This window comes from Microcystis sp. 49638_E5 (assembly GCF_021300285.1).
GTDB lineage: Bacteria > Cyanobacteriota > Cyanobacteriia > Cyanobacteriales > Microcystaceae > Microcystis > Microcystis aeruginosa_C.
Genome location: NZ_JAJTDH010000044.1, coordinates 1 through 23480, shown reverse-complemented (window position 1 = coordinate 23480; position 23480 = coordinate 1). Strand labels below are relative to the sequence as shown.

At 41.1% G+C, this 23480-nt stretch carries 23 protein-coding genes; 13 read left to right on the top strand and 10 right to left on the bottom strand.

Features of this window, described 5'->3' with window-relative positions; translation table 11 throughout:
* From LW728_RS13870 to LW728_RS13845, 6 genes are all read right to left on the bottom strand, one after another.
* The coding region (locus LW728_RS13870) for a DUF2887 domain-containing protein (RefSeq protein ID WP_287767012.1) at window positions 1-104 on the bottom strand (104 nt) is incomplete at its 3' end.
* A 111-nt stretch (window positions 105-215) separates the two neighbouring features.
* A complete protein-coding gene (locus LW728_RS13865) occupies window positions 216-1856 on the bottom strand; it encodes an MBL fold metallo-hydrolase (RefSeq protein ID WP_046661219.1) in 1641 nt (546 codons plus the stop codon).
* A gap of 24 nt (window positions 1857-1880) precedes the next feature.
* On the bottom strand, window positions 1881-2003 hold the full coding sequence (locus tag LW728_RS13860; protein WP_002737208.1) for a DUF8629 family protein: 123 nt from the start codon (window positions 2001-2003) through the stop codon (window positions 1881-1883).
* Between the two features lie 588 nt (window positions 2004-2591).
* Window positions 2592-3134 carry an HNH endonuclease gene (locus LW728_RS13855; RefSeq protein WP_287767010.1) on the bottom strand — a complete coding sequence of 181 codons (543 nt, stop codon included), beginning with the start codon at window positions 3132-3134 and terminating at the stop codon, window positions 2592-2594.
* Window positions 3135-3149: 15 nt separating this feature from the next.
* Window positions 3150-3512: a hypothetical protein gene (locus LW728_RS13850; protein WP_287668089.1), complete on the bottom strand. Its 363-nt coding sequence runs from the start codon at window positions 3510-3512 to the stop codon at window positions 3150-3152.
* On the bottom strand, window positions 3509-4204 hold the full coding sequence (locus tag LW728_RS13845; RefSeq protein WP_002800886.1) for a hypothetical protein: 696 nt from the start codon (window positions 4202-4204) through the stop codon (window positions 3509-3511). The genes LW728_RS13850 and LW728_RS13845 overlap by 4 nt, the downstream gene beginning before the upstream one ends.
* 83 nt (window positions 4205-4287) lie before the next feature.
* Between LW728_RS13845 and LW728_RS13840 the strand changes: the two genes are divergently transcribed.
* Complete coding sequence (locus LW728_RS13840) at window positions 4288-4434, top strand: hypothetical protein (protein WP_216628723.1); 147 nt, start codon at window positions 4288-4290, stop codon at window positions 4432-4434.
* 57 nt (window positions 4435-4491) lie between these two features.
* Window positions 4492-5451 (top strand): cysteine synthase A, encoded by a 960-nt coding sequence (gene cysK / locus LW728_RS13835; protein ID WP_002800887.1) that lies wholly within the window; start codon window positions 4492-4494, stop codon window positions 5449-5451.
* A gap of 69 nt (window positions 5452-5520) precedes the next feature.
* On the opposite strand, the gene LW728_RS13830 is transcribed toward cysK, so the two are convergent.
* The gene (locus LW728_RS13830; protein ID WP_043997704.1) at window positions 5521-6237 is read right to left on the bottom strand and encodes a hypothetical protein; all 717 of its coding nucleotides are present in this window, start codon (window positions 6235-6237) and stop codon (window positions 5521-5523) included.
* Between the two features lie 416 nt (window positions 6238-6653).
* Here LW728_RS13830 and LW728_RS13825 point away from each other — a divergent pair, with 416 nt between their 5' ends.
* The 8 genes from LW728_RS13825 (at window position 6654) to LW728_RS13790 (ending at window position 16964) form a co-directional block, all read left to right on the top strand.
* Window positions 6654-7337, top strand: a complete 684-nt coding sequence (locus LW728_RS13825; protein ID WP_287668092.1) for a hypothetical protein — start codon at window positions 6654-6656, stop codon at window positions 7335-7337.
* A gap of 41 nt (window positions 7338-7378) precedes the next feature.
* Complete coding sequence (locus tag LW728_RS13820) at window positions 7379-8410, top strand: hypothetical protein (RefSeq protein WP_287767008.1); 1032 nt, start codon at window positions 7379-7381, stop codon at window positions 8408-8410.
* Window positions 8411-8475: 65 nt separating this feature from the next.
* Window positions 8476-10779: an SH3 domain-containing protein gene (locus LW728_RS13815; RefSeq protein WP_287767006.1), complete on the top strand. Its 2304-nt coding sequence runs from the start codon at window positions 8476-8478 to the stop codon at window positions 10777-10779.
* A gap of 107 nt (window positions 10780-10886) precedes the next feature.
* The gene (locus LW728_RS13810) at window positions 10887-11657 is read left to right on the top strand and encodes an N-acetylmuramoyl-L-alanine amidase (RefSeq protein WP_287767004.1); all 771 of its coding nucleotides are present in this window, start codon (window positions 10887-10889) and stop codon (window positions 11655-11657) included.
* Window positions 11658-11737: 80 nt separating this feature from the next.
* Complete coding sequence (locus LW728_RS13805) at window positions 11738-13045, top strand: leishmanolysin-related zinc metalloendopeptidase (protein ID WP_287767002.1); 1308 nt, start codon at window positions 11738-11740, stop codon at window positions 13043-13045.
* A gap of 91 nt (window positions 13046-13136) precedes the next feature.
* Window positions 13137-14192 (top strand): hypothetical protein, encoded by a 1056-nt coding sequence (locus LW728_RS13800; protein ID WP_287767000.1) that lies wholly within the window; start codon window positions 13137-13139, stop codon window positions 14190-14192.
* A 72-nt stretch (window positions 14193-14264) separates the two neighbouring features.
* Window positions 14265-15938, top strand: coding sequence for a DUF4127 family protein (locus LW728_RS13795; protein WP_287668102.1), 1674 nt, complete (start codon window positions 14265-14267; stop codon window positions 15936-15938).
* Window positions 15939-15974: 36 nt separating this feature from the next.
* Window positions 15975-16964, top strand: a complete 990-nt coding sequence (locus LW728_RS13790) for a hypothetical protein (protein ID WP_287766998.1) — start codon at window positions 15975-15977, stop codon at window positions 16962-16964.
* A 265-nt stretch (window positions 16965-17229) separates the two neighbouring features.
* On the opposite strand, the gene LW728_RS13785 is transcribed toward LW728_RS13790, so the two are convergent.
* On the bottom strand, window positions 17230-19467 hold the full coding sequence (locus LW728_RS13785) for a sensor histidine kinase (protein ID WP_287766996.1): 2238 nt from the start codon (window positions 19465-19467) through the stop codon (window positions 17230-17232).
* 285 nt (window positions 19468-19752) lie between these two features.
* Between LW728_RS13785 and LW728_RS13780 the strand changes: the two genes are divergently transcribed.
* The gene (locus LW728_RS13780; protein ID WP_002800895.1) at window positions 19753-20385 is read left to right on the top strand and encodes a response regulator; all 633 of its coding nucleotides are present in this window, start codon (window positions 19753-19755) and stop codon (window positions 20383-20385) included.
* Window positions 20386-20404: 19 nt separating this feature from the next.
* On the opposite strand, the gene LW728_RS13775 is transcribed toward LW728_RS13780, so the two are convergent.
* Window positions 20405-20728 carry an alpha/beta fold hydrolase gene (locus tag LW728_RS13775; protein WP_287766994.1) on the bottom strand — a complete coding sequence of 108 codons (324 nt, stop codon included), beginning with the start codon at window positions 20726-20728 and terminating at the stop codon, window positions 20405-20407.
* A 124-nt stretch (window positions 20729-20852) separates the two neighbouring features.
* Between LW728_RS13775 and LW728_RS13770 the strand changes: the two genes are divergently transcribed.
* Together LW728_RS13770 and LW728_RS13765 are read left to right on the top strand one after the other, a co-directional pair.
* The gene (locus tag LW728_RS13770; protein WP_287670328.1) at window positions 20853-21746 is read left to right on the top strand and encodes a ferritin-like domain-containing protein; all 894 of its coding nucleotides are present in this window, start codon (window positions 20853-20855) and stop codon (window positions 21744-21746) included.
* Between the two features lie 163 nt (window positions 21747-21909).
* Complete coding sequence (locus LW728_RS13765; RefSeq protein ID WP_287766992.1) at window positions 21910-22974, top strand: pentapeptide repeat-containing protein; 1065 nt, start codon at window positions 21910-21912, stop codon at window positions 22972-22974.
* A 7-nt stretch (window positions 22975-22981) separates the two neighbouring features.
* Here the strand turns inward: LW728_RS13765 and LW728_RS13760 are convergent, their stop codons facing one another.
* On the bottom strand, window positions 22982-23116 hold the full coding sequence (locus tag LW728_RS13760) for a hypothetical protein (RefSeq protein WP_287670324.1): 135 nt from the start codon (window positions 23114-23116) through the stop codon (window positions 22982-22984).
* Window positions 23117-23480 lie beyond the last annotated feature (364 nt).

Here is a 23480-nt window from a genome sequence, read left to right as displayed (position 1 = left end):
TCAAAGCGGTAGTTATTGGCTTCGCTGATAGGGAGTTGAATTAATTCAAAGAAGATAGAGGGGAATGATTGAAAGAGTTGATAAAAAATCGTGTCAGTTTTCATGCTTTTATTTCTGAACTTCCCCCTAGGAATATACTAGCTATGGCTAAAAGTCTTACAGAGCCTGAGTTAAAATTTAATTTTTTAGTATTTCTGTATGGAGGCAGACCCTAATCATATATTGGCCTCAAAAACGGGACAATAGCCTTCGGCAACCACTTTAAAACCGTAGAGGGGAGAAGCGGGATTCCAACAGCGCTGACTTTTGTAGTGGACACAGACACGACAGCAATCCATCTCCTCTAAAGCTTTGGTGATGCGATTAGGACTCTCGCTTAATAATTCCCGTTGGGAGACTCCCCGCAATAATAATTCTTCCCCTTGCCAGCGAGCTTCCACCAGTCCCGTATCGGCGAAATTACTCCACCGGGGATCCCGGGTGATCGACTCTGGTAAGGTGATAGTGATGATCGAATCCGATTCATTTAATTCTCCCTCATAGTGACTGGGGGCCGGGGGTGTCGGTTGCATAAAGCGATCGCCAATAGGCAATTCTACCAGGGTTCCCACGGCCGGAGAATGGAGTTGATAACGGCTTTGTAATTCTTCTAAACTGGTCAAATCCGCTAGATATAGGGGCGAGCCATGGACGAACATGATATGCTGTGGTCGCAGGTTATGGATCAGTTGGGTGGTGTTGCGACTATCGCTATGTTCGGCCAGTAGATAGGTTTCTTGGCTAATTAATCCCGAACGCTGTGCCGCTTTTAATCGGGGATTCTCCAGGTTGATATCGTGCAGGTGTTGGGGAGCTAACATTAACCAAGGTTTATCCCCTTGCAGATATTTACTCACCTCCTCTAGGCGATCGATTAGTAAAATTATCGGAGTGGTTCCCCCTAGAGGTGTCGGTTTTTCTGGCAACCTTCGCAACCGGGGACAGATGCGCTCATCCCAAAATAAGGGCTGATGTTTGGCAAAATTCTGGACAGATGCGGGAAATTGTGGTAAGATTTCTAGGTAGGCATCGCAAGCTTTAGCGATCTTGCCCCCAACCCAGATATCAATGTCGCGGCCCGTGAATTGGTGGTGCGACCGCAGTAATTTTAAAATTTCTTGACCCAATCCCAAAGCGGGGACGGGTAGTAAGACATTTTGCCCCTCAGCGATCGCATGATAGATGCGATTCATCAACTGTTTTTCCTGCTGTCGTCGGTGGGGATGGCGTTCTGTGCCGTAACTGCCTTCAATAATCAGCACATCGGGGGATATTCCCCGCAGCAGATCGATCGATAATCCTTCCACCAGTTGAAAATTAGACAGGGAAAAATCGCCGGTATAGAGGACCTTATAGGTGCGTTTGGGGGTTTTGTAGGTGAAGAGAACCACGGCGGCCCCGGGTAGGTGGCCGGCCGGAAAAATCTCGACGGTGAGATCATCAAAGAGAGCGATCGGCGATCGCCATGGCCAACCCTGACAGAAACTGCCGATTTCCTCGGCAGAATCGGGCCATTGTAGGGGCAGCAGTTGTACTGTCACCTCACTGGCATAAACTGGCAATTGGGGATAGGTCTGATGGAGAGCCATTAACCCACGGATGTGATCGCTGTGGGCATGACTACAGAACACCAGATCCACGGGTGGTTTTTTGTTTTGGGTCAGGGGTTGCATATCGGCCAAACCGCAATCTAAAAGTATGCGATAGGGACCGATTTTCAGTAGGAGACAAACCCCTTCCGACGCGTGACCGACACCAAAAGGTAAACAGGATAAAAGGGATTTTGACCCCCAGACGGCAGTAGAGCGTTGAACCATGGCAACCCTGATTATGATGACTGGTTAGTGAGCGGAACCATTGCCATCGTAGTTATCGCTATCGTAAAAACCGTTGCGGGTGCCGAAAAAGAGACAAGAGACGGTGAATACAGCCGTTAATGCCAACAAGATTAATTTGATGTCCATATAATTAGTGCAACTCCTCAGAGGGTATCTCCCCTCATACTAACCCAACTTTTTCGGTTGTTAGCAGCTAGGTTTCGGGTTTGACCATCGGCGCTCAACCTTTTTTCATAATTAAACCTCTTGCATAATTAATTTTTAAGGGTTCAAAAACGGCAAAAATAAGGATTAAATTGCATAAAATCTGTAAATAGACCATTTAATTAATTATTATTCATTCTTAATTCTCCTGACTACTGACTACTGACTACTGGCTCCTAACCCCAACAACAATTTTTGATTTTTACAAGAGGTCTATTAAACTTGCCAGTAATTTGTGATGATTTCATCAAAAACTACTGAAAATTATCTGAAAACCTAGCATCTTTTGTCATAATAGTCAAGAAACTTTTACAAAAATTTAGCCTGACTTTAAATTCTCCTTTGCTAAAGTGCGACGTAATGATAGGTGTCAATTGTCTCTTTTAGACATGAGGCAAAAGCAAACAAGTTATTGATTTTGACTCAGATTAGCTCAATTCAATTATAGTGGAATTTTACTATGGGTTTTCGATTAAATTTGAAGGCTATTTGCTCAGATTATAAAGTTAATTAAGGTTTATTAAAAAGTTTGTTAAACTTGGCTAAGTCATTGGTCTTTTCCAGAAGAGGATAACGAATTGCTGTTTGATCGACTAGACTAGATAAATACTCATAAGTGTGACGAAGTTCATAGGCATTATCATCACTTTTTGCTTGGTTACACTGCCAGCATACCAGTTGTAAATTATCAAAATCAAACATTTTTTCGGGACAGCGGGCTTTATTAATTATATGATCGATAGTGACATAATTGGGATGAAAAAATATCTGATTGATTTGATTAATAACTTTTTCCCCTTGAGAATTATTATATTCGTAACCCCTTTTGATAGCTTCTGACTGGGAAGAAGTTTTAAATTCTTCGCCATGTTTCATCTTTTTGCCACAAAAAGGACAGGGTTTTTCTTTGGCCATTATTCGATATTGATTCGGGCTAATTAATCCTTTTTGGGGATGTTCGATAACTGCTAGATGTTGATTAGCATTCCAGATTTCTGCAATTTCATCGGAGCTATATAATTGAGACAACTTTGATTTTGATATTTTATTCATGGCAGTACATAATAATCATAATAAAGGATATTTAGCCAAGGCTTTATCTGCTATTTCATGCAAATTTTTCGAGATTTTTTCTAACTCTTGTTTTCCTTCCTCAGATATTTTTTTAGCTTTTTCAGACTCAATAATGGCTAAATCAATGGCTTTGACAAGATTTCCCTTATTTAATTCATGCTCAAATAAACTGACAACTTTATAAGTATTATTTTTAAAATCCTGAAGAAGCTCCCAAGAGCTTTTAACCTTCCCCCAGCCGCTATTATAATAGCCCTTTTTTCTCGCTTGTCTTTGTTGCTCTAGGGAAAGGCCATGAAATAGTTCACTATTTCTTTTTTGCCATTGGCGATAGTTTATTTCTTCTAGTAACTTCATTGCTTCAGTTCCTGGTCATCTGCAAAGTAACGAGTGATTTCTTGCCACTTTTTATCGCCATAGTTATTAATAATATATTTTTTAATATCCCCCAGTTGTCTTCGTAGTTTATCATTAGTTTTTTCCAGAGATTCAACTGTAGAGATGGCTCGCTCTTTTATTTGTGTAATCCCATCCTGTTGTTGCTGAATAGTATTTTTTAGATCGCTCACCGCTAGATTATAACTGTCTTTATGAACTAATTCCTTTTCTAGTAAAGCCTGTTGACGTTCCTGGCCAGTTTTAGATAGACTAGCCTTTAACCATTGACCTAAACGATAAATCTCAGATTGATCAAAATCTAATAAATCTTGACGTAACTGCTCTAACTTTTGTAGCAATTCATTAACTTTTTCTTGCCAATAACTGACTTCTTGTTTAAGCTCAACATTCTGGTTGTATAAATTCTGATTACTTTTTCCTAACTGTTCAATTTTGCCCTCGTGTCTGGATATTTGCAAGGACTGATTTGAATTAACTTTGGCTCTCTCATTTCGTTCTTGTATGATAATCTGGAACAATTCCGCCGCTACAGGATCATCAAGATGTTCTACAATCCATTCTAGATGACGTGCTTTTAACCTATCGCTCAAATAGCCCTTGATTTCTATATGTTGTTCTTTCAATAGGGCTAGATTAGATTTAATGGTCATGACCGTAATTCTGACTTTAGTAAACTATCCATAGTTATTTTAGTACAAGTATAAGCTTTTGGAAAAAAGCAATCTTATCGGTCATGGTAGTTGTGCCTGTCTCTGGGAATCAACTCGGACTGACGAAAGAAACAAAGGAAAATGGAAATTTTACCGATCTAGGGCTGGCCTTTGCTATAAGTGAGCTATATAGCGCCTCCTTGGCTAGTGAGGAAATTCTCAAACGCTAAAGCTGAGAGCTTACCGCTATAAATAAGCACACGAATCACCCAGACAGAGAAAATATCATGCGTATCGCTCACGATGTCACCGAATTGGTTGGCCGCACTCCTTTAGTACAATTGAATCGGATTCCCCAGGCGGAGGGCTGTCTTGGCCGAATTGTGATGAAATTAGAAGGGATGAATCCCGCTGCTTCCGTCAAAGACCGCATTGGCACTCACATGATTAATAGTGCCGAAAAAGCGGGTTTAATCAATCCAGAAACCACGGTTTTAGTGGAACCCACCTCTGGCAATACGGGAATTGCCCTAGCGATGACTGCGGCAGCTAAGGGTTATCGCTTGATTTTAACTATGCCGGAAACGATGAGTTTAGAGCGCCGGGCGATGTTAAAAGCCTACGGTGCTACCCTAGAACTTACCCCCGGTTCCCAAGGCATGAAAGGGGCAATTTTACGCGCTCAGGAAATCGTTGATAGTATCCCCGGCGCTTATATGTTGCAACAATTTCGCAACCCTTCCAACCCAGAAATTCACCGTCTCACCACTGCTGAGGAAATTTGGCAAGATACGGAGGGACAGGTAGATTTTATTGTTGCAGGTGTGGGTACTGGAGGCACGATTACGGGAGTCGCTGAAGTGATTAAATCGCGTAAACCTAGTTTTCAAGTGGTTGCGGTGGAACCTTTCAATAGTCCGGTGATTTCTGGGGGTAATCCCGGTCCTCATAAAATTCAAGGTATCGGTGCGGGTTTTATTCCGGAAGTTTTACGCACAGATCTGATTGATGAGGTAATTACTGTCAGTGATGAGGAAGCTTTTCAATTTGGTCGTCGTCTGGCAAAAGAGGAAGGGTTACTTTCGGGGATTTCTTCCGGTGCCAATCTTTGTGCCGCAATTCAACTGGCCCAACGACCGGAAAATGAGGGTAAATTAATTGTGGTGATTCAGCCTAGTTTTGGAGAACGTTATCTGAGTACGCTGATGTTCCAAAATATCGAGGATCGCCAGTTAACTTTGGTGTAAAAAAATATCGTCTTCAGCCTCTAGCAGTCAGCTTTAGTTGGGGGCTGATTGCTAATAGCAGAGAGCTTTTTAATCATATTTAAAGAGGGATTTTTTCACCTGTAGGGGTATTTGTAAAGGTTGCGGTTTGATTGTTTCTTGGCCGGCAAAATTATCGAGTAAAGCCGATCGCACTTGTGCATCGGTTTCTCGTGAGAGAAGATAGCGGAAGTATTCTTGGCATTGTTCTCGACGACTGGGGGAAAGTTGCATTTCACTTAAACGTCGGACTGCCATTAAGCGCATTAAGGGATCATTGACTGTTAATTTTTCTAACCAGCGATCAAAGTTTTTGGACTCATTTTGACCGCGATGGTCGAGAAAATGCCATCCTAGTAGGATTAAGGTCAAAACCGTGCCAAATCCTTGCAAAATTGAGGCCAGGGCCAACCAGCGATTTTCGGCATAGGTCCAAATTGCCACAGCGAGATAGGTGGCTAAACTGCCTAAACCGCCACAGACTACCGCTAAAGTTAACTTACCGCTATCGGCGCTGAAAAAAGCACGCCCCCACAGCCACAGCGATGGCCAGTTTTGACCCTGGAGATGGTAAACTCCGATCATCGCCCCCACCCCGGTTAAAGTGGCCAAAACTAACTGCCAATTCCACGCCCAGAGGATCAAAAAACTAGCACAAGCTGCCGCCCATGTCAAGAATTGACGGGTTTTTTTTGCGGCGAGAGTTTTCATGACTCGACGCTGCAGAGCGGGAGAAAAATAGGGAGGAAGGCGGAATACTGAAGACACGGGAAGTTTTTCACTGAGGGTTTGATGATCACTATAGCCTGTTCTCAGGCAGACAGATCATTTTTCTTGGTAAAAATCCTCCTGGGAAAAGAGCGCAGTGCTAGGGTGGGCTAAAATTGCGATCGAGAATCGGCTAAAGTTCAGATTGGCGAGCTTAGGTGTTAGGATGGTTTTCAATCAAACTCAACTTTTTTTATTAATAAATAGCCGAACAATATTCTGTAAACTTATATACAGAAACCTAAAGAAATATGTTAATTTGCCGTCTTTGGGGCAGCAAGTTCTGATAAATAATCTAGAGTGTTAAGTATAAATACCGCAACTAATTTTACCTAGTCACGCCAGCTATCTAACTCATCTATATCACTTCCGAACAGAGTTAGAACTTCCTTTGTTACGTTCTGAGAGGCAAAAAAATGACTACTCAACTACAACAAAAAGCCAGACTTGAAATTGTCACCTTGAACCCTGTTTACGGAGTTAACTATAACAAGGGTTACATCGGTTTTACCTATGACGGAACAAATCCAGTTGGTCGAGGAATTGCTTATTTTACTAAGTGGGATAAAATGAGCAATATTTATGCTACTCACGCTCTCATCGTTACGGGTGAAAATACCTGTATTGAAGCGAATGCTGGCACGAATATGGTAGAAGAAAATCCTTTGTATCCCTATTTTGAACCTTCTAATTGCCAAATTTTCTTCCGCAAACCCAAAGATTTAACTGATGAGATTGCAGAGCGTATTGTTGAGATTCTCAAACCAGAAGTAGGTAAAAAATATGACTATAAACTAATCCTAGCTCATGCCTTTTCTGGAAGTTTACCCGGTCAGATACTCAGTCTTTTATCACGTCAAAAAATCAAAAAATTACTGTCTGAAGCTCTCAACTGTCCTGATAAATGGATTTGTAGTGAGTTAGCAGCTTACGCTTTAGATGAGCAACCTGAATACCGAGATATCGGAGTTCTGATCAATCCTAATTCTACCATTAATCCTCAAAAATTATTTGAAGATGATCTGATTTTTCAGGCTTGGGAAAATCAGGTTGCGGCAAAGTTTAAAGATTTAATCACCGGGACAACAGTAATTGCTTAGATGTATTACCTGCATTATTGATGCCATCAGGAGAATATCAAATGACCACGACAACTATTGGTAGAGTTCCTCTTCACGAACCGGGAAAATTACTTGATCCCTATATCAAGGACAATGATGCTTTAATTGCTCCTGCGGAGGATTTTACTATCTCGATCAATACAATTTCACTGCAACTATACACTAAATACAAAGGTGATTATTTAGCAGGACAGTGGGATAATAACTATTTCGCTCTTGTCAGTCAGATAGGATTAGGAGATCAAGAAACCCCTATTTTAAAGGTTCACTATCTTAATCACATCTCTGGAATGACTTTAGATGTAACAGACATTTGGGCTGAAAATGTTGCTGTCATTGAAGACTTTCAAAAAGATGAAAAATCTCAGCGATTGTATTTATCGTTTAGTAGTTTTTGTCAAGGATTAGGACGTTCTACCTTAGAACAAGTTACCAAGTCATTGCAGCAAGTTGTAGGAACTGTAGGGGCGGCTTTTCCTAGTTTAATACCTTATACAACAGTGGGAAGTACAGCCTTACAGGGCATTAATAATATTCTAGCAACTGTTGTTGAAGCTAGATTTCAACCCCAAGTAAAAACATCAACTTTTGGTCTTTATCCTGCTAACGTTGAGCAAAGACCTGTGATTGGAGAAGCTCCCTTACAAACAGGAGCTTATGCCTTTTTCTTTGAACCCGTTGAGATAGAAACCTTGAAAATGGGATCGAATGGGATTGTGACTTCAACTAATAATAAACCCGTGAGTCCTTATATTGTAGTTAACATCAAAAAAGGGATTACTTTAGCCCCCAGCCAAATCGAGAAAAACTTAGCTACTGAAGTATTGGAAGCTTACCACAGAACTACTAACTATCCTTTAACCCCTTCTAATACCGTGATTCCCTACTTCAATGCCTTAGAAGAATTGGGTAAAACTATTCGTTTAGCTAGTTCTACTAAGCGGTATTTTGAGTTAAAACAAAAGGGCGATCACCTCACTGAAGCGGAAGCAAAACGTCTAGAGATTCTCTTGGCTTACTTAAAGGAAAATCTCAAGAATTTTGAGCAGTAATCAATTAATTGGCATTCCCTAACTTTTAGTATTTGGAAACTGTTTAATAATAGGAGGAAATGATTATGATGTTCTCATGGACTGATTATGTGCGTGCCGTTGCTACCACCGAACAAATTCCCACTCGGTATCGCAAATTACGGGTTGTTCAATTAGCACAAGCAATCGTTGAATCTGCACGAGGTACGAGTAAACTTTTTCAAGAAGCGGGAAACCCCGGTGGACTCAAATGGCGAGATAAAATTGACGACAATTACACCGAAAAAATCACCCATCAAATTTGGTTAGTTACCCCTAGCGAACCCAATGGTTGTTATTGGTGTCATTGGAAAACCGCAGAACAGGCTGCAATGGGATATTGGCGGTTTATCGGTCGTCCGAACTCCCCCTATCAGGGATGGGAAGAATACGATAATGATCCGGAAGGCTATTTACAATATATTTGGGAAAAAGGCTATGCCACCGACCCAAACTATGTCAGTAAGGTCAAAAATGTTTTCCCTGAAGCTCAAAGCTTACTAGATGAATATGGTGGAGAACAACCTCCTCCATCACGGATTTTCAAAGTTGCTATTATGCCAGGACATGGAGGGACAGATTCAGGGGCAGTCAACCATACGCTAAATTTACGGGAAAAAGACTACAACTGGAAAGAAGCAGTTGAAGTTAAGGCCCGTTTAGAAGCGGCGGGCAATTATCAAGTGATTATCTGTCGTCAAGAAAATGAATTAGCTTCCCTTTCCACCTTGCAACAACGAGCTAATGACAGTGGTGCAAATGTTTGTTTGTGTCTGCATCATAATGCTTGTAACCGACAGGCAAAAGGTTGGTGGTTATTCTATGTGAATCGGAGTCCAGAATTTGAGAAATTTATCAAAATCATCGATAAACACTTCCGAGGACTGCCTTTACAAGGACGGGGTTATGAATACGCTGGAACGCCTTTTGTCCATGACTGGTATAGTCGTGTCTGGAATTGTACCCATGATTGTACTATGCCCACCATATTGCTTGAAAGTTGCTTCATTGACAATGATGAAGATGCAACTTGGTTGAGAGATGGCGGTTATCAGCAAATTGTTGAGAAAATTTGTGCGGGAGTTAAGGAATATTTAGGAAGTCAACCACCCATCGTTAATCCACCTCAGTCCGAAAAATTCGTCTTTGTCTGTGATGCCAATCCGCCTTTAAATGTGCGGAAAGGTGCAGGAAGTAATTATGATCCTGTGGGGCGTTTAGATAACGGGACACGATTAACGGTTGTAGGTGAAGAGGGCAATTGGCTGAAAATTAGTAAACCGATTGAAGGTTATGTTCATCGTGACTTGACAAAATCTTCCTATTGCGTGTTTGTCAATGACCCAAATCCGCCCTTAAAAGTCCGTTCAGGAGCAGGAACAAACTTTTCAGTGGTGACAGAACTGACTAATGGCACACCCTTAAACGTGATAGGGACGGATGACAATTGGCTCCGCATTGATAAACCTGTGGAAGGTTATGTCTTTACTTCTTTAACTTCCTCGCTGCATCGAGTCTTTGCTGCTGATGCCAATCCTCCCTTAAATGTGCGCTCTGGACCTGGAACTACCTATGAAAAAGTGGGTCAATTAGACAATAACACGGCTTTAACTGTCGTAGATGCTGGTTTGGATAGTCAAGGTGCGAGATGGCTTCGTATTAGTTCACCTTGTTCCGGTTGGGTTCTAGAAAGTTTAACCTCTGATCGCCTGATGGGTTCGGGAATCAACCCTCCTGCTTCTAATCTATCGGAAAGTGAGCAATACGATTATTGTGCCGAGATTATCACCCATAATGGCGGAACATTGCGTAAACGCAACTTAATCTCTTTCCGGAAGGAAACCAGTACAAAAGTCAATGATTGGCATGGTTGTTACGATGATATTACTTACATGATCTGGACAGATGGCGCGGGGAAACACGCTCGTAAATACGCCTCTAACACGGAACCCTCATCTCAGTATGAAGATAGTAATAATCCATTGGCTGATCGCAACAGAATGGGGGTTGATGCAAATGGTGATGGACGACTGGATTTAGGACGTTTACCCGAAGGATATTACGAATATAAAACAGGAACAAGTGCCACCTTGGGTAAAGTATTGTGTCCTACCGCATCAGCCATGGCGGAACGAGATACCAGTCACGATGGCCTATTTCAACCTAATGAACCTCGTGCTTCTGCTGGAACAACGATGTTATTTCATCAAGGTGGAGAAACGAATCCTTTCAGTGCTGGATGTCAGACTATGCCTCCTAATGAATACACCAGATTCTGGGCTGATTTAAACAGCAACGGTGATCCCGGTGTGATTGGTTACACCATTGTCCGTTGGTGTTCAATTGCTTAGTTCCTTGTCCAAAAATTCACGTCAAGTTAAGCAATCACAGATAAAATATTGTCGGCATTGACTTAACTTGAGCCCCTTACATCTAACTTAAAATAAGGAGTCTGATTATGAAATTTGGCATTGATATAGGACACAATTGCCCCCCTTGGGATACCGGCGCAGTGGGATTTAAAAAGGAAGATGACTTGGCGAAAGATGTAGGAACTCGGTTAATCAAGAAATTATCTGCGGCAGGTCACAGCGTGATTAATTGCACTCCTAGCACAGCAGCAGAGGGAGAATCTCTCCGAAAACGCGTCAATAAAGCTAACGTCAATCAAGTAGATATCTTTGTTTCCATTCACTTTAATAAAGCTGATGGTAAAGCTTTTCGTACAGATAAGCCAATTGGAACAGAGATTTTTGCCCTCAGTAATATAGGAAAAGCGATCGCTCAATCGGTTCTCACTGAAATCGTTAAGCTTGGCTTTAAAAACCGAGGAGTCAAAAATGCTCAATTCTTTGTCCTTAAACATACCTCAATGCCAGCCATTTTAATTGAATGTTGTTTTGTTGATTCTCAGGCGGATCTGAATCTCTTTGATGCTGAAAAAATGGCAGATGCGATTAAAGTCGGTTTAATTGGGGATGCTCAAGATACATCAGAATCTCAACCCGGTATCTTAAAAGTTACCCAAAAAACCATTCTTAAACCCTCTACTTTACAGTCATCTGACTTACCGCCAGAAACTTTGATAGATATCGATTTGGGAGAATATCCTGTATTAGATTTTCGCCGTGAAGAACGACACTATTGGCTGAAATGGCCAGATAAAAGTCAAGGCGATCGAGATGTTCATTTTGTCTTTGACGAATACGCAGAAGTCAAAGAAACTTAAACTTTTTGTTAGGTAGGGCAAAATCAATCTAATCCCCTCCTAGTTTTAATAATTATGATCACTTATTTGAGGACTTAATTATGATATCAATCCCTGAAGAACTCAATCCCAACCAAGGCATCCCTGGATGGCTAGAACTCGATGATTTAAGCCTTCATGGAGACATGGTAGCACGCATCCCTAAAGGAGCTTATATCAAAGGAATAATCGGTGGAGAAAAACCTTTTTTTCCCGTCTCTGAAATTCTTGGTACAGCTATCTCTAAACCTGAAGGAGTAAATAGCAATTGTGGATGGGTTGAATTAGAAACTCTGGCCTTTCATCGTGACATAGAAGCTGTTGCACCCCTTGCTCCTTATGTGCGGGGAGAGATGGATAAAGACCACAATTTTTATCCCGATAAACCTTATACTATTGTGCGCTCAAATGATTTTATTGGCAATGGAGAAGAAAAGTTTATGACGACTCAAGCTATCGAAGCATTGGTAAATACTGTCATTAAAAAATACCCCATTGATAGTACACAGATAACCGATCCAAGACAAAAATTTACTTTATTAGCTGGATCGAAACTTGAGATTCAACAGTATGACAGGGTGGATCATAATCATTGGAAATTGCTTTTATCTTCCCCTGTCAATGGTTCAGTCATCTGGTTTGCTTATAGTCCTCATGTCAATATCATTCGCCCAAATATTAACCGAAGCACGGTGATTACTTACCAAATCTTAAACGATGACAATGGGAAGCTGAAAGCAACCGCTAAATTAGCCTGTAACTTTTGGAATCGTTTTGTCATTCCTCAGTCTAATATTGTGATCCGACTAGGAACATTTTATAGTCCTGGTTCTGTGATTGCTAGAGCCTATAAACCTTATCAACAAGGCAATACCGTCTATGGCAAGATTGAGTTTAATACTAAGTATCTTGGAACGTTTACTAATTATGGTATTGCTGGCACAATTATTCACGAAATTGGACATACATTAGGATTTGGTTGGGATCAATGGATGAATTTGTTTTATCAAAATACGGGTGCTTTTAAACCCGAAACAATCAAGAAGATTCCCGAACTACAATATATGTTTGTTGAAACCGATTATGGTCCAGGAACAGCATATTCCCACTGGGACGAAGAACGATTTGATCAGGAATTAATGACGGGATTCAAAGATACCTATGAATATGTCTTACCTGTGACGATTAAAGTGATGGCACTTCTCGGTCATGTTATTGCTGAGGAATTAATCCAAAAAACGAATTTAGAAACCTTGATTCGTGAGATTGAAGATGTTCTATTCACCATGACAGAAACAGTCCAAGAAATTAACTTTGAATACTATAAAGATACCGAAATATCGGAGGAAATTTACACCGCATTGACCTAAAATTGTCAACATAAATATGGGGGGAGTTATTACTATTTTCCTGAATTAAGCTTCCCCCGATCGAGTGTTTCATAATTTAAGGACTGTTTCTATGAAAATTACCCACCTTTTCAAGCTATTATCAGCACTTAGTTTGGCTCTTCTTCTCGGTTGGCTTTTCCCGATGGCTCATATTAAGGCTGACAATGTATCAACACTGGGAAAATATCCTGTCTGTGAACCATCTGCTGTCGTAAAAGTAACCTGTCCAGAATCAGAAGGAAATTGCCTTTTAGTAGCAGATAATGAACAAAAAGACGCTCTCTTTCTCTATTCTGTGAGTTCTAAGCAATTAGACTCAACTCGTCAAAGTCAGTTAGCCTTAGAGAAAAAAATAAGTGACATTGAAGCGATCGCAAAATTAGATGATAATAAAGTTCTTCTCTTCGGTTCTCACAGTCGTAACAATAAATGTGAGATCAAAGCAAATAGACAACGGTTTGTACAGGCTCAATTGTCGGGAAATCAATTAAAAATTATTGGTGAACTGATCCAAAGTCCTCAAATCGATTCTAAAGTTCTCTTTCAAGGTCTAGATGTGAATTCTAACAAGATTATCAGTGCCGTGAGTCGTGCTATTGATGAGGCGGAAACCAAGGCTAATCAATCATTAGGAGATAAAGTGGCGTGTGAACAAGCCAATGCTTTTAATGCGGAAGGAGCAGTAGCCATTCCTGAGCCTTTATCCCTCGAAAAATTCAAGGTTTGGATTGGCTTACGTTCTCCCGTTGTCACATTAGACGCTAAGAATTATGCTGTTTTACTATCAATGGCTAATCTGGATAACTATCAATTCGATGGTGCAACACTTCTAGATTTAGGGGGACGGGGAATCAGAGAAATTACCTTTGATAATAACCAGATTTGGGGAATTGCTGGCGGTCCGAAAGATGGTCAAGATAATTTCGTTTTTTGGAAACTATCGGCTGAGGATCTCAAACCCAATACGATTCTTAAACCTGAAATCCTTCGAGAATTACCCCAGTCATCAGAAGGATTAGCGATCGTTGATGGAACAGCCTATATTTTGATTGATGGCAATAGTGGGGATTCTGGAAATCAGTGTGCAATACCTGCCAAGTTTATGCAATTTACTGTCCCTAATTAGGGTTATGTCCTCAAATTTTGCTAGTTTTAAAACTTAGATAATCCTCTCATATTGCCAAAAGGAGAAAAAATGATGACTACTCAAAAACTGAAAGCTCTAGTCAATACTGTTATCAAACAATCTACCCTAGATAGCAGTCAAATTACTGATCTTACTCAAAAATTTTCCTTGACAGCAGGAGATAAAATTGAGATTAATGATTACAAATCTGCGGACAATAATCACTGGGAATTAGAATTAACAACCCCTGTTAATGAGATAGCGAAATGGTTCGCTTATATTCCCCATGTCGAAATTAAAAGTAATGACCCTGTGGCCAAGATATTACAAGACATTAAGCAGTCTCAATTTAAGGTGTATCATCGACCAACAGAACAAGATGGAGATGGAGTGGGGATTCCCCCTAATGGACAAGACAACCGTTCAGAAAGAATTTGTCCTGTGTACGTTCTTAGTCCGAGAAGACAAACAGATTCTTTAGTTAGACAAATGATTACACTACTTCGGGTCAAGGATACAGCGTTCATTATTGCAGAACGATTGCTACAATATCCCGAAGATTATCTCCCCACTATTTCTCAATTTGAAAAAGCGGTTATTGTCCAATCTTTTGTTGGTGTCGGTCCTCCTCAACCAGATGCAACTCCTTATCCAGATTGGGCAAAAGAAAGACACGACAAAGAGTTGTGGAGACTCGAACAATCTATCCGTCTATTACAGTCGATGAATCGAAAAATCTCAGCTGTCGTTTGTGCGATGGGAGATTCTCAAAAACATTCATCCAAAGATGTGCGAGAAACAATGCAAACAAGATTATACAATCTTCTGGATAAGTATAATCTCTCGGCTCTCAAACAGCCAATTACTTGGGGAGCAGATGAATTAGTAGCAATGGGAATCGCTCAAACTCTTCCTAAAACTAAAGTGCGTGTCTGCATCTCTAATAAGGAGACTGAAATGTGGTACGACGGGCGACGACCACCGGAAGAACTTGTGACTGAAAAATTACCAGCAGTTGGGTTAGAAGAATCAGAAACTGACTGGGATTTCGAGGTAGCTATTTTAACTCGTCGTCAAAATGGTAGTATTAATGATTATCAGAAAGACGACAGGGAACAAGCGAAGTTAGATGAGCATTTTCTGGCTCAATATAAGAACTATTCTTCCGAGCAACGTGCTAAATTAGTTATCATTGATGGCCGACTTTTTAATGGGGCTTGGAATGCCACTTCTGTGTTACCTTATGATGATTTATTGGCCTTCGGTAGTTGGGGAACATTTGGCAATTGTGTTGGCTCAACTTTGGCGGTGGCAAAAATTCTTTTCTACGCTAAAAATCCTGCCGCTCAAAGACAACTTTATTTAGAAGCCATTGCTCATGATGTTTTTGCTAATGGCTATAAAGAAGTTCAACGACTCGAAGAACCTAAAAGCTTCTGTAATCAGCTAAAAAATCAAACAGGAATCACTTTCAATCATTACGACGGATATGATAATCCTGCTACGGTCAAAAAAGTCTTTGAGGTCTTAAATCGGCACGTTAATGTCAGAATGCAAGAACATTTTGCAGGACTTTCCAGTGTTAATAACCGAGTCTTCCGAATTACCCCGCAATTTTGGCGCACTTTTGAGAGTGAAATCCACATCTGGCCAAGATTACCAGAGGAAATTCATAAAGTTGGTATCTATCGTACCGATCTGGAAGCGATCGCTTTTAATCCTTCATTGGGCGATCAATTCGTCTAACAGTAAATTTTTCAACAATCCCATAGGAGAAATGCCATGACTTCCTTACAAATTATTAGTCCCATCAACGATGCTCGCTTTGAATGTCTAAAACCTGTTACTTTTACAGGCAAAGTAAATTCTGGAATAGTCACTGTAGAACTCAAAGCAGATGACAAATATTCCCTAGGCAATAATCAGGTTAAAGCAGACGGTTCTTGGTCGATTACTTATTCAGGATTCACGAATCCTGGGAAGCGCAAAATTACTGCCTTTGGCTATGATCAAGCTAATCATGAAGAAGAAACCAGCATTATAATTTATGTGGCAGATTCCTCAGATTATACTAAAACTATTTATGGGGGTCTGGTTTTAGATGCTTACAAAAACCTCCAACACACCCAGTCTCTGCCGACAGATCACAGGTTAACTGATGCCGAAGGATGCCGGTTATTTGAACAAGGAATACTGCCCATTCTTCAGTCCAAAACAACCTTTATGGAAGCAACGGAGGAAGGTCATAAGAAACTAAACGAATTAGTTGAACAAAACAAAGATCAATACGGTATTCATCATGCACCCTGTGCTTATTCTGTCTCCTGTGTGATGAAATATCTGGCTGAAAAGTTAGGATTAGCCACTGTCAAAGCCCTGTTTAAAGATCCCTTTTCAACTGAGAATATTCGAGTTACAGGCGTTGAGAAAAAACTGCGTCGTCTCGGTTTTCTCTACTTTCTGAAAAAAGATTACCTAGCACCTCGTGGGGCAATTGGAGCAAGATGGCCTCGAAATAATCAGGATCAATCGGATCACATTTATTACATCACCAAAGATGGAGCAAAACGGACTCAATTTCCCAACCCAGAGAATTATTGGGATGATCAACAGGGCAAACACGAAACTGGAATAAACGGGCCTAAATGGCAAATTAAAGACCTTCATGCTGAAAACCTCGATTTCTTCGATCATGTTTATATACAATGGGAGAATGGCTACACAGAAGGATTTTGGCTGCCGCCGGGCATTTATCCTTTAAAAAGATTTTAAGGATTAGAGCTTTGTCCACGATAATTCTGGGGGAAGTCAGGGAATAGGCTGATTTCTCCCCTAGAATTGACTGACTTTTTAATAACAGGATTTAGTATGAAGATGTGCGGAATATCGGAGTTAAAAGCCTTGAATTTAACCTTTGGCTGGGCTGGGAGTGGCTTAACCATCTACCACCTCTTGATTTCAGGTTATATATCTTCATTCTATATCCCCCAGAGTTCCAGAAGAGCGATAAGCATAATCATCTCGCTCTCGTTAAAAATCACTGATTACTGTTGACTAACTCCTGCTTAATTACTCGATAATTTTGATGGGCAAGGGGTAAAGTAAACCAAAACTGTGAGCCAACCCGGGGGGTGCTTTTTACCCCAATTCTGCCAGAGTGAGCCTCGATAATTTGCCGACATTGGTAGGAACCTAAACCGATTCCCGTTAGGTGTTGATTATGAAGATTTCTTACATATAAATGGAAAAGATGTTGACATTGTTCTTCGTCCATGCCAATACCATTATCGCTTAAAGTGCAGTAGAGCATATCCTGTTCAATACGAGCATCTAAAGCTAATTGAATCGGTGGAGGATTATGTTTTAAGGCATTATTTAATAATTGTTCAAAAACACTTCTTAGCTGACAAGGATCGGCATCAATAGCGGGTAAGTTATCGGGGAGAAGATTAATAAAAGTAGCTTGGTATAAATCAAAATCTTTTTGCCAATCTTTGAGCCAAATTTTCACCTGTTCTTTTAAAGATAGAGGTTGACGATGCAAGATTAAAGGCCGTTCTTCAGCAAAATGATTTTCTGATAAAGCATTAATTAAAGTTAATTGTCGATCGCAACTACGCACCACCTGATCGAGCATTGCTCGCGAGATAGTTACTTTTTCCGTTTGCCGACACTGTAAATTTTTTAATAACATCATTAATCCCATAATCGAAGTGCGGAGATCGTGGGATACTGCCTGTAAAAAAACCGTTTTCATTTCGTATAAACGCTGAATTTCCCGGACTTTTTCCCGCAGTTCCAGGGTTCTGGCTGCCACTTCCTGTTCTAAATTATTATTCAAGCTTTGCACCCTCTGATATAGTTGCGCTTGGCCGATAGCGATACAAACTTGGGTGGCTAACTGTTCTAATAATTTGACCTCGCTTTTTTGCCAATGACGGGGATGGGAATATTGATGGACAACTAAAGCACCTAAATGTTGATTATTAACCGTTAGAGGTAAAACTAAAGAAGATTTAACTTGCAGGTATTCGTAATAACCCTTGAGAGTGGGCAGAGTTTGCACCTTAGCGGTATTATCAGCAATAATTAACTTATCTAAAGAAAATAATTGTCCCAATTCTTCCAGTAATTCTGGTTCAGGAAACCAACCCATCAGCGAGGGAATCTCGGGACGACGGGACTCAGCGATGACCTTGGACCAACCCCCTTCTTGACAGTGACCGATATAGACTTGATCGGCATCGAGCAAATTTCTGATTTCCTCAACAATGGTGTTTAAAACCTGATCTATATCTAAAGATTGATGGACTTTTAAAGCAACTTGTGTTAAAAAATGTTCTCGTTCTAAAGTTTCATTTAAAGCTCGATCGATCTGTTGTCTTTCGGTAATCGCCGCCGATAAAAACAGAGAAGTTGACATGACAATGACTAAAAAGATTTGTAAGATCAGGACACCTCTGGTATAATCGGGAGCCTGTAGGATAAAAGGGCTGATTCCCCCAGCTAATCCCATCAAAGCTAAAATAGATACTAAAAAATTCGCTATTACCGCTCCCCAAGTCTGAAAACGCATGGCGGCCCAAACCACAAAGGGAAAAGGCAGATATTCGAGGTACTGCACCATACTCCAATCGGGGTTAAGAAAATTTGGTTGATCACCAAAAACCACGGAAGTCACCACCGTTAGCAAACTCAGACAAAGTAAGGCCTCGCCAAGGCGTTGGGGTTGCCGTGGTTCTCGCAGGGAGTGATGATTGAAGAAAAAACGCAACAGCAGCGGCGTGGTCATTAATATTCCCGTACTATCTCCGAGCCAGATAATGCCCCAAGACTGTCCAAATTGTCGCCAATCCCAAGTATTTAGCCAACTACGGGCAAAAGTATCGATAGTGGCATTAACTGCCGAGGCCAATAAGGCCGCTAAAAATACCAGTAAAAGGATATCGCGAATGCGCTGTAAAGTGGCGGAAAATCTCAGATAATGCAAGAATTGCGCCCCTAACAGGGCCGATAAACTGCTGCCGAGTGCTGAAAATAGAGCTATGGGCCAACTGGCCCCTAAAAAGAAGGTAAGAAGCAAATCACCGATAAAAACGCCTAAAACTAGCCTTTTTCCCCCTAAAAAAACGGCAGTTAAGCCAATACCAGCACTCATCCAAATCGGGGAAGGTCGCAACCCTAAATTTAAGCAGAGATAGCCTAGCCAACCAACACCCAGATAAACTAGGGCAACAAGCACAATTTTAGACCGATCTGATGAAATCCGTAGCATTTTCAGTTATCAGTTATCAGTTATCAGTTATCAGTTATCAGTTATCAGTTATCAGATTTGAGTTCTAAGTGAGCAGTATGTATTAAGCGAGCAGTATCAAATAGTAGTTTCCCACTGTCTTTTCACTGATGACTGATGACTGTTTACTGTTTACTGATCACTGGTCACTGAATCACTGGTCACTGAATCACTGTTAATCTATCTCCAGATTGCCTAAACTAGGAGTAGTTCTGCCTCATGCAGATGGGTGAAAACCGTACATTTTCCCGTTAGGAATCAAAGATCATGCGGATTTTAATTGTTGAAGACGATCCTTTAATGCAGTTAGGTTTAGAACAGGCACTTAGTGAACAGCCGGATTTTGAGATTGTCGGTCAAGCTAGTGATGGTCTAGCGGGGGTACAATTAGCCCTATCCCTACGGCCAGATTTAGTGGTCATGGACATCGGTTTACCCCGTCTCGATGGCATTGCGGCAACTAAACAGATTAAGGAGGGTTTAGCTAATGTTCATGTGGTCATGCTCACTTCCCACACTCTGCAACAGGAAGTGATCGCGGCGCTGGCTAGTGGTGCTGATGCCTATTGTATCAAGGGAGCGAGTCTCGATCGCCTTTTGGCCGCCATTGAAGCGGCCAAGGACGGGGCCACCTATTTAGACCCCCAAATTGCTCGTTTAGTCATGGATAATCTCAAACCGCCGGCAGTGCAACCTAATGCCAATCTAGCACTTTTATCGGAGCGAGAAATGGAGGTTTTAAAGTTAATTGTCGAGGGCAAAAGTAACGCTGAAATCGCCGAACAACTTTATTTAAGTACCAATACGATTAAAACCCATGTGCGGGGAATTATGAATAAATTAGCCGTGGATGACCGAGTACAAGCGGCCGTAATTGCCCTGCGGTCGGGTATTGTTTAAGGAGAAAATGGCGATTTACTTATCCCCTATTCGAGGCTTCTCTAATCACCTCTAAAACCTCTGAAGCATGGGAAATAGTAGGGACGTGACCGGATGCCAAAACCACTGTCTTTGCTCCCATTCTCTCGGCCAAATTAAACTGTAATTCTGGGGGGACGGCTTGATCTTGACTAGAGACAATATACCAATTCGGCGCAGCTAGGTCATCGGCTAGAGAAGTGAGAGGATTTTGCACTGTGATCGCTGCGTATCCTTCGGCTAATAACTGGGCAGTTATCTGATTATAACTAGAACCATCGGCCCAAAAACCGTGAACCAAAACAATATTGTTAATTCTGTTCATAAGATCTCTTACAAAACTCGAATTACTGGCCGTTGACAAAATGATGCAAACCTCAAGCCTTAAACACTTCCTCAATTCTTAGGGGTTAGAATACGGGAAGACCTTTACAAAACTATACAAACTCATGACCGTTGCTTACCCTCGTAAATTCAAGAAGACGATGAGCGCTCGCGACATCATGAAGCGGGTCATTAGCGATCGCGAAATTCATCTTGTCACCCTCAACCGCTACCGCTACAACGAACAACGTAGCTGTAAAGACCTCACCGAACTGATCGAAACCTTAGACGGACAACCGCAAGAACTGATACAGGATCTTTCCCACCACGTTGCCGATGAGGCCCGCCATGCCTACTGGTTAACCGATTTATTGATCGAATTGGGGGCCGATGTGGGGAAACCGCCGGGGTTGTCCTATATCGATGAATTTGAACGTCTTCTCGATCAAGATCAATTCCAAGGCGAAGAACAAAGGGAAGATGGACTGATTGCGGCCCTAGCGGCAATTAACGTCACCGAAAAACGGGGATGCGAATACTTTGCCGCCCATATTTATGCTCTCAAAGAAGGGGAACAAACCCCAGAAAATCTGAAAATTCAGGAAACGATCGCCAAAATCTTTCCCGAAGAAGCGGGCCATGTGCGTTGGGGTAATCGTTGGTTAGCCAAAATTGCCCAAAAAAGCCCCGAACATCGGCAAAAAGTCGAAAAAGCTAAGGCCAAATACTCAGCGATCGAACAGGCCGCCTATGAATCGGGTATGGATATCACCCTGGGGGCAGAATTGCGCCGCGTCGGTCATTTAATGGAAATCGCCGCCACTATGCCGCTTTGGGAACGTCCTCAATATCTGATGGAACGTTTACCCCAATCCCTTCTCGACCCGAAATTGCAATTATTCCGGGTAGAAGCGGCGCAAAAAGCCTGGAATCGTGATCCACAAATGTTTATGGAACGCTTTTTGCCGATGTTTTTTAATGCAGACGGCAATATCGGCAAAAAAGAGAAAGTCAACTAATTTAACCTTGATTTTCAGAAGCAATCATTCAGCGATCGCCGAATAAAGGTTCATCGAGGATCGAGAAAATCAGCTATTGTTTTAAATAGGGGTGAGTTCTCAGCTTTAGGGCCAGAGAATCACCACTTTTTTACTGTTTATTTTAGCTTTTCTTTTTTGGATTATGCGTCTTTTAGCTGCCTTCGATCGCTATCCCGATAGTGTATCGTTAACCCTAGAACCAGTAGCCACCGACTCGCAAAAATTTGATTTATATTTAACTTTACACCTACAAGCTCAAATTCAATCTCTCCTCGGCGGGGAAATTAAATGGGGACTGAAAGGAGGAAAATTAGATTTTGTTTTAGTTAATTGTCACCTGACACCAAATCCTCTTTCTAGTCAAGAGTTATACATAAATCGTATTAATAATCATCAATGGCGGTTATCCTTCAAAAGTCCTCAGTCAATATTTACAGGAGCGATCGAAAGGATTAACCTAGGAACCGTGAGTGTCGAGGAAGAACCTTATCATCTGACGGTGCAATTTTCGCTGACAGCTGCCGATATCTGTATCACGGAAACATCGGGATTATGGAAACACGATATAAGTCCCAATAAACATAGTATTTTAGAGCGAAAGTTAGCATTTTTCCTGATGGAAAATCAATTTGATGTTTTTTTGAGTCGTATTTCTTGGGGTTCATCCCAGGTAGAATTAGATACTGTTCTAGTTGAACCGAAAGCGGCAGCATCAGAAAATTTAGAGAAATTGCCAGCACAAATCGAGGCAGTTTATGCTTCTGTTAGTGATGATTTTCTGGAATTAGTCCAATTAGCTGAACTCGATCCCCTAACGGATTTTACTGGGGCAAATCTCCTAGCAGCGGAATTAAGTGGTATATCTTTAGGCATGGCCAATCTCTATCAAGCGAATCTGCGGGGGGCCAATTTAACCGATGCTGATTTAAGTGAAATTAATGGCAGTTATGCTAGTTTTAGGGGAGCGGATTTAAGCGGAGCCTTATTAGCTAATGCCGATTTAAGTTATGCTGATTTTTACCGTTCTAGTTTGGCTTTAGCTAATTTAATTGGCTCCAATTTAGAAGGGGCTAATTTAGTTGAAGTCAACATCACTCAAGCGAATTTTAGCGGGGCAAAAGTGAAGGGGGCAAAGTTTGCCGATAACGTGGGTATGACCGAGGAATTGCGGGAAAATTTACGCTCGCGCGGGGCTTTCTGCGATTAGTCAACTATTAAGCTTCTATGGTAAATTGATAGGATTCCTGCCAAGTATTGCCGATCACTTCTTCGTTTTCTTCTTGATAATCGTGGTAAACTTTGCCTATTTTTTGACCTACATAGCTATCTTTATCGCACCTATTGATCAAGGAAATATTAATTACTTTCTTCTCAAATCTTGTCTCTCCTCATACATTCATTTTTTCTCATTCCCCACGCCTAATTATTATCATTCAAAGATGGGTAAATTAGTATTTATGTCAAGTTTTTAACAATTTTTCTGGAAAAAAGTTTAAATTATTTTAAGTAATTTGTCAGTTTATTAAAATCTATGTCAAAATGTGATCACTAAACTGTTCCGCAGTTCCGGCGTTCCCCAAAACCAGAGACTTCCTACTGCTATAGCATTTACATTTGAGACGTGGAAACCAATTTCTGAAAAAAATGCTATAATCTAAGTCAATGTTTTAATAACTTTAATTATGGACAAGGCTCAGAAAATCAAAAAAGATA

Excerpts from the sequence above, each read along its gene's own strand:
- LW728_RS13775 (WP_287766994.1), bottom strand. The coding sequence starts at position 20,728 with ATGAACAGAATTAACAATATTGTTTTGGTTCACGGTTTTTGGGCCGAT.
- LW728_RS13855 (WP_287767010.1), bottom strand. The coding sequence starts at position 3,134 with ATGAATAAAATATCAAAATCAAAGTTGTCTCAATTATATAGCTCCGAT.
- LW728_RS13815 (WP_287767006.1), top strand. The coding sequence starts at position 8,476 with ATGATGTTCTCATGGACTGATTATGTGCGTGCCGTTGCTACCACCGAA.
- LW728_RS13850 (WP_287668089.1), bottom strand. The coding sequence starts at position 3,512 with ATGAAGTTACTAGAAGAAATAAACTATCGCCAATGGCAAAAAAGAAAT.
- LW728_RS13805 (WP_287767002.1), top strand. The coding sequence starts at position 11,738 with ATGATATCAATCCCTGAAGAACTCAATCCCAACCAAGGCATCCCTGGA.
- LW728_RS13865 (WP_046661219.1), bottom strand. The coding sequence starts at position 1,856 with ATGGTTCAACGCTCTACTGCCGTCTGGGGGTCAAAATCCCTTTTATCC.
- LW728_RS13860 (WP_002737208.1), bottom strand. The coding sequence starts at position 2,003 with ATGGACATCAAATTAATCTTGTTGGCATTAACGGCTGTATTCACCGTC.
- LW728_RS13810 (WP_287767004.1), top strand. The coding sequence starts at position 10,887 with ATGAAATTTGGCATTGATATAGGACACAATTGCCCCCCTTGGGATACC.
- LW728_RS13825 (WP_287668092.1), top strand. The coding sequence starts at position 6,654 with ATGACTACTCAACTACAACAAAAAGCCAGACTTGAAATTGTCACCTTG.
- LW728_RS13790 (WP_287766998.1), top strand. The coding sequence starts at position 15,975 with ATGACTTCCTTACAAATTATTAGTCCCATCAACGATGCTCGCTTTGAA.
- LW728_RS13795 (WP_287668102.1), top strand. The coding sequence starts at position 14,265 with ATGACTACTCAAAAACTGAAAGCTCTAGTCAATACTGTTATCAAACAA.
- LW728_RS13840 (WP_216628723.1), top strand. The coding sequence starts at position 4,288 with ATGGTAGTTGTGCCTGTCTCTGGGAATCAACTCGGACTGACGAAAGAA.
- LW728_RS13785 (WP_287766996.1), bottom strand. The coding sequence starts at position 19,467 with ATGCTACGGATTTCATCAGATCGGTCTAAAATTGTGCTTGTTGCCCTA.
- LW728_RS13800 (WP_287767000.1), top strand. The coding sequence starts at position 13,137 with ATGAAAATTACCCACCTTTTCAAGCTATTATCAGCACTTAGTTTGGCT.
- cysK (WP_002800887.1), top strand. The coding sequence starts at position 4,492 with ATGCGTATCGCTCACGATGTCACCGAATTGGTTGGCCGCACTCCTTTA.
- LW728_RS13845 (WP_002800886.1), bottom strand. The coding sequence starts at position 4,204 with ATGACCATTAAATCTAATCTAGCCCTATTGAAAGAACAACATATAGAA.
- LW728_RS13765 (WP_287766992.1), top strand. The coding sequence starts at position 21,910 with ATGCGTCTTTTAGCTGCCTTCGATCGCTATCCCGATAGTGTATCGTTA.
- LW728_RS13820 (WP_287767008.1), top strand. The coding sequence starts at position 7,379 with ATGACCACGACAACTATTGGTAGAGTTCCTCTTCACGAACCGGGAAAA.
- LW728_RS13770 (WP_287670328.1), top strand. The coding sequence starts at position 20,853 with ATGACCGTTGCTTACCCTCGTAAATTCAAGAAGACGATGAGCGCTCGC.
- LW728_RS13780 (WP_002800895.1), top strand. The coding sequence starts at position 19,753 with ATGCGGATTTTAATTGTTGAAGACGATCCTTTAATGCAGTTAGGTTTA.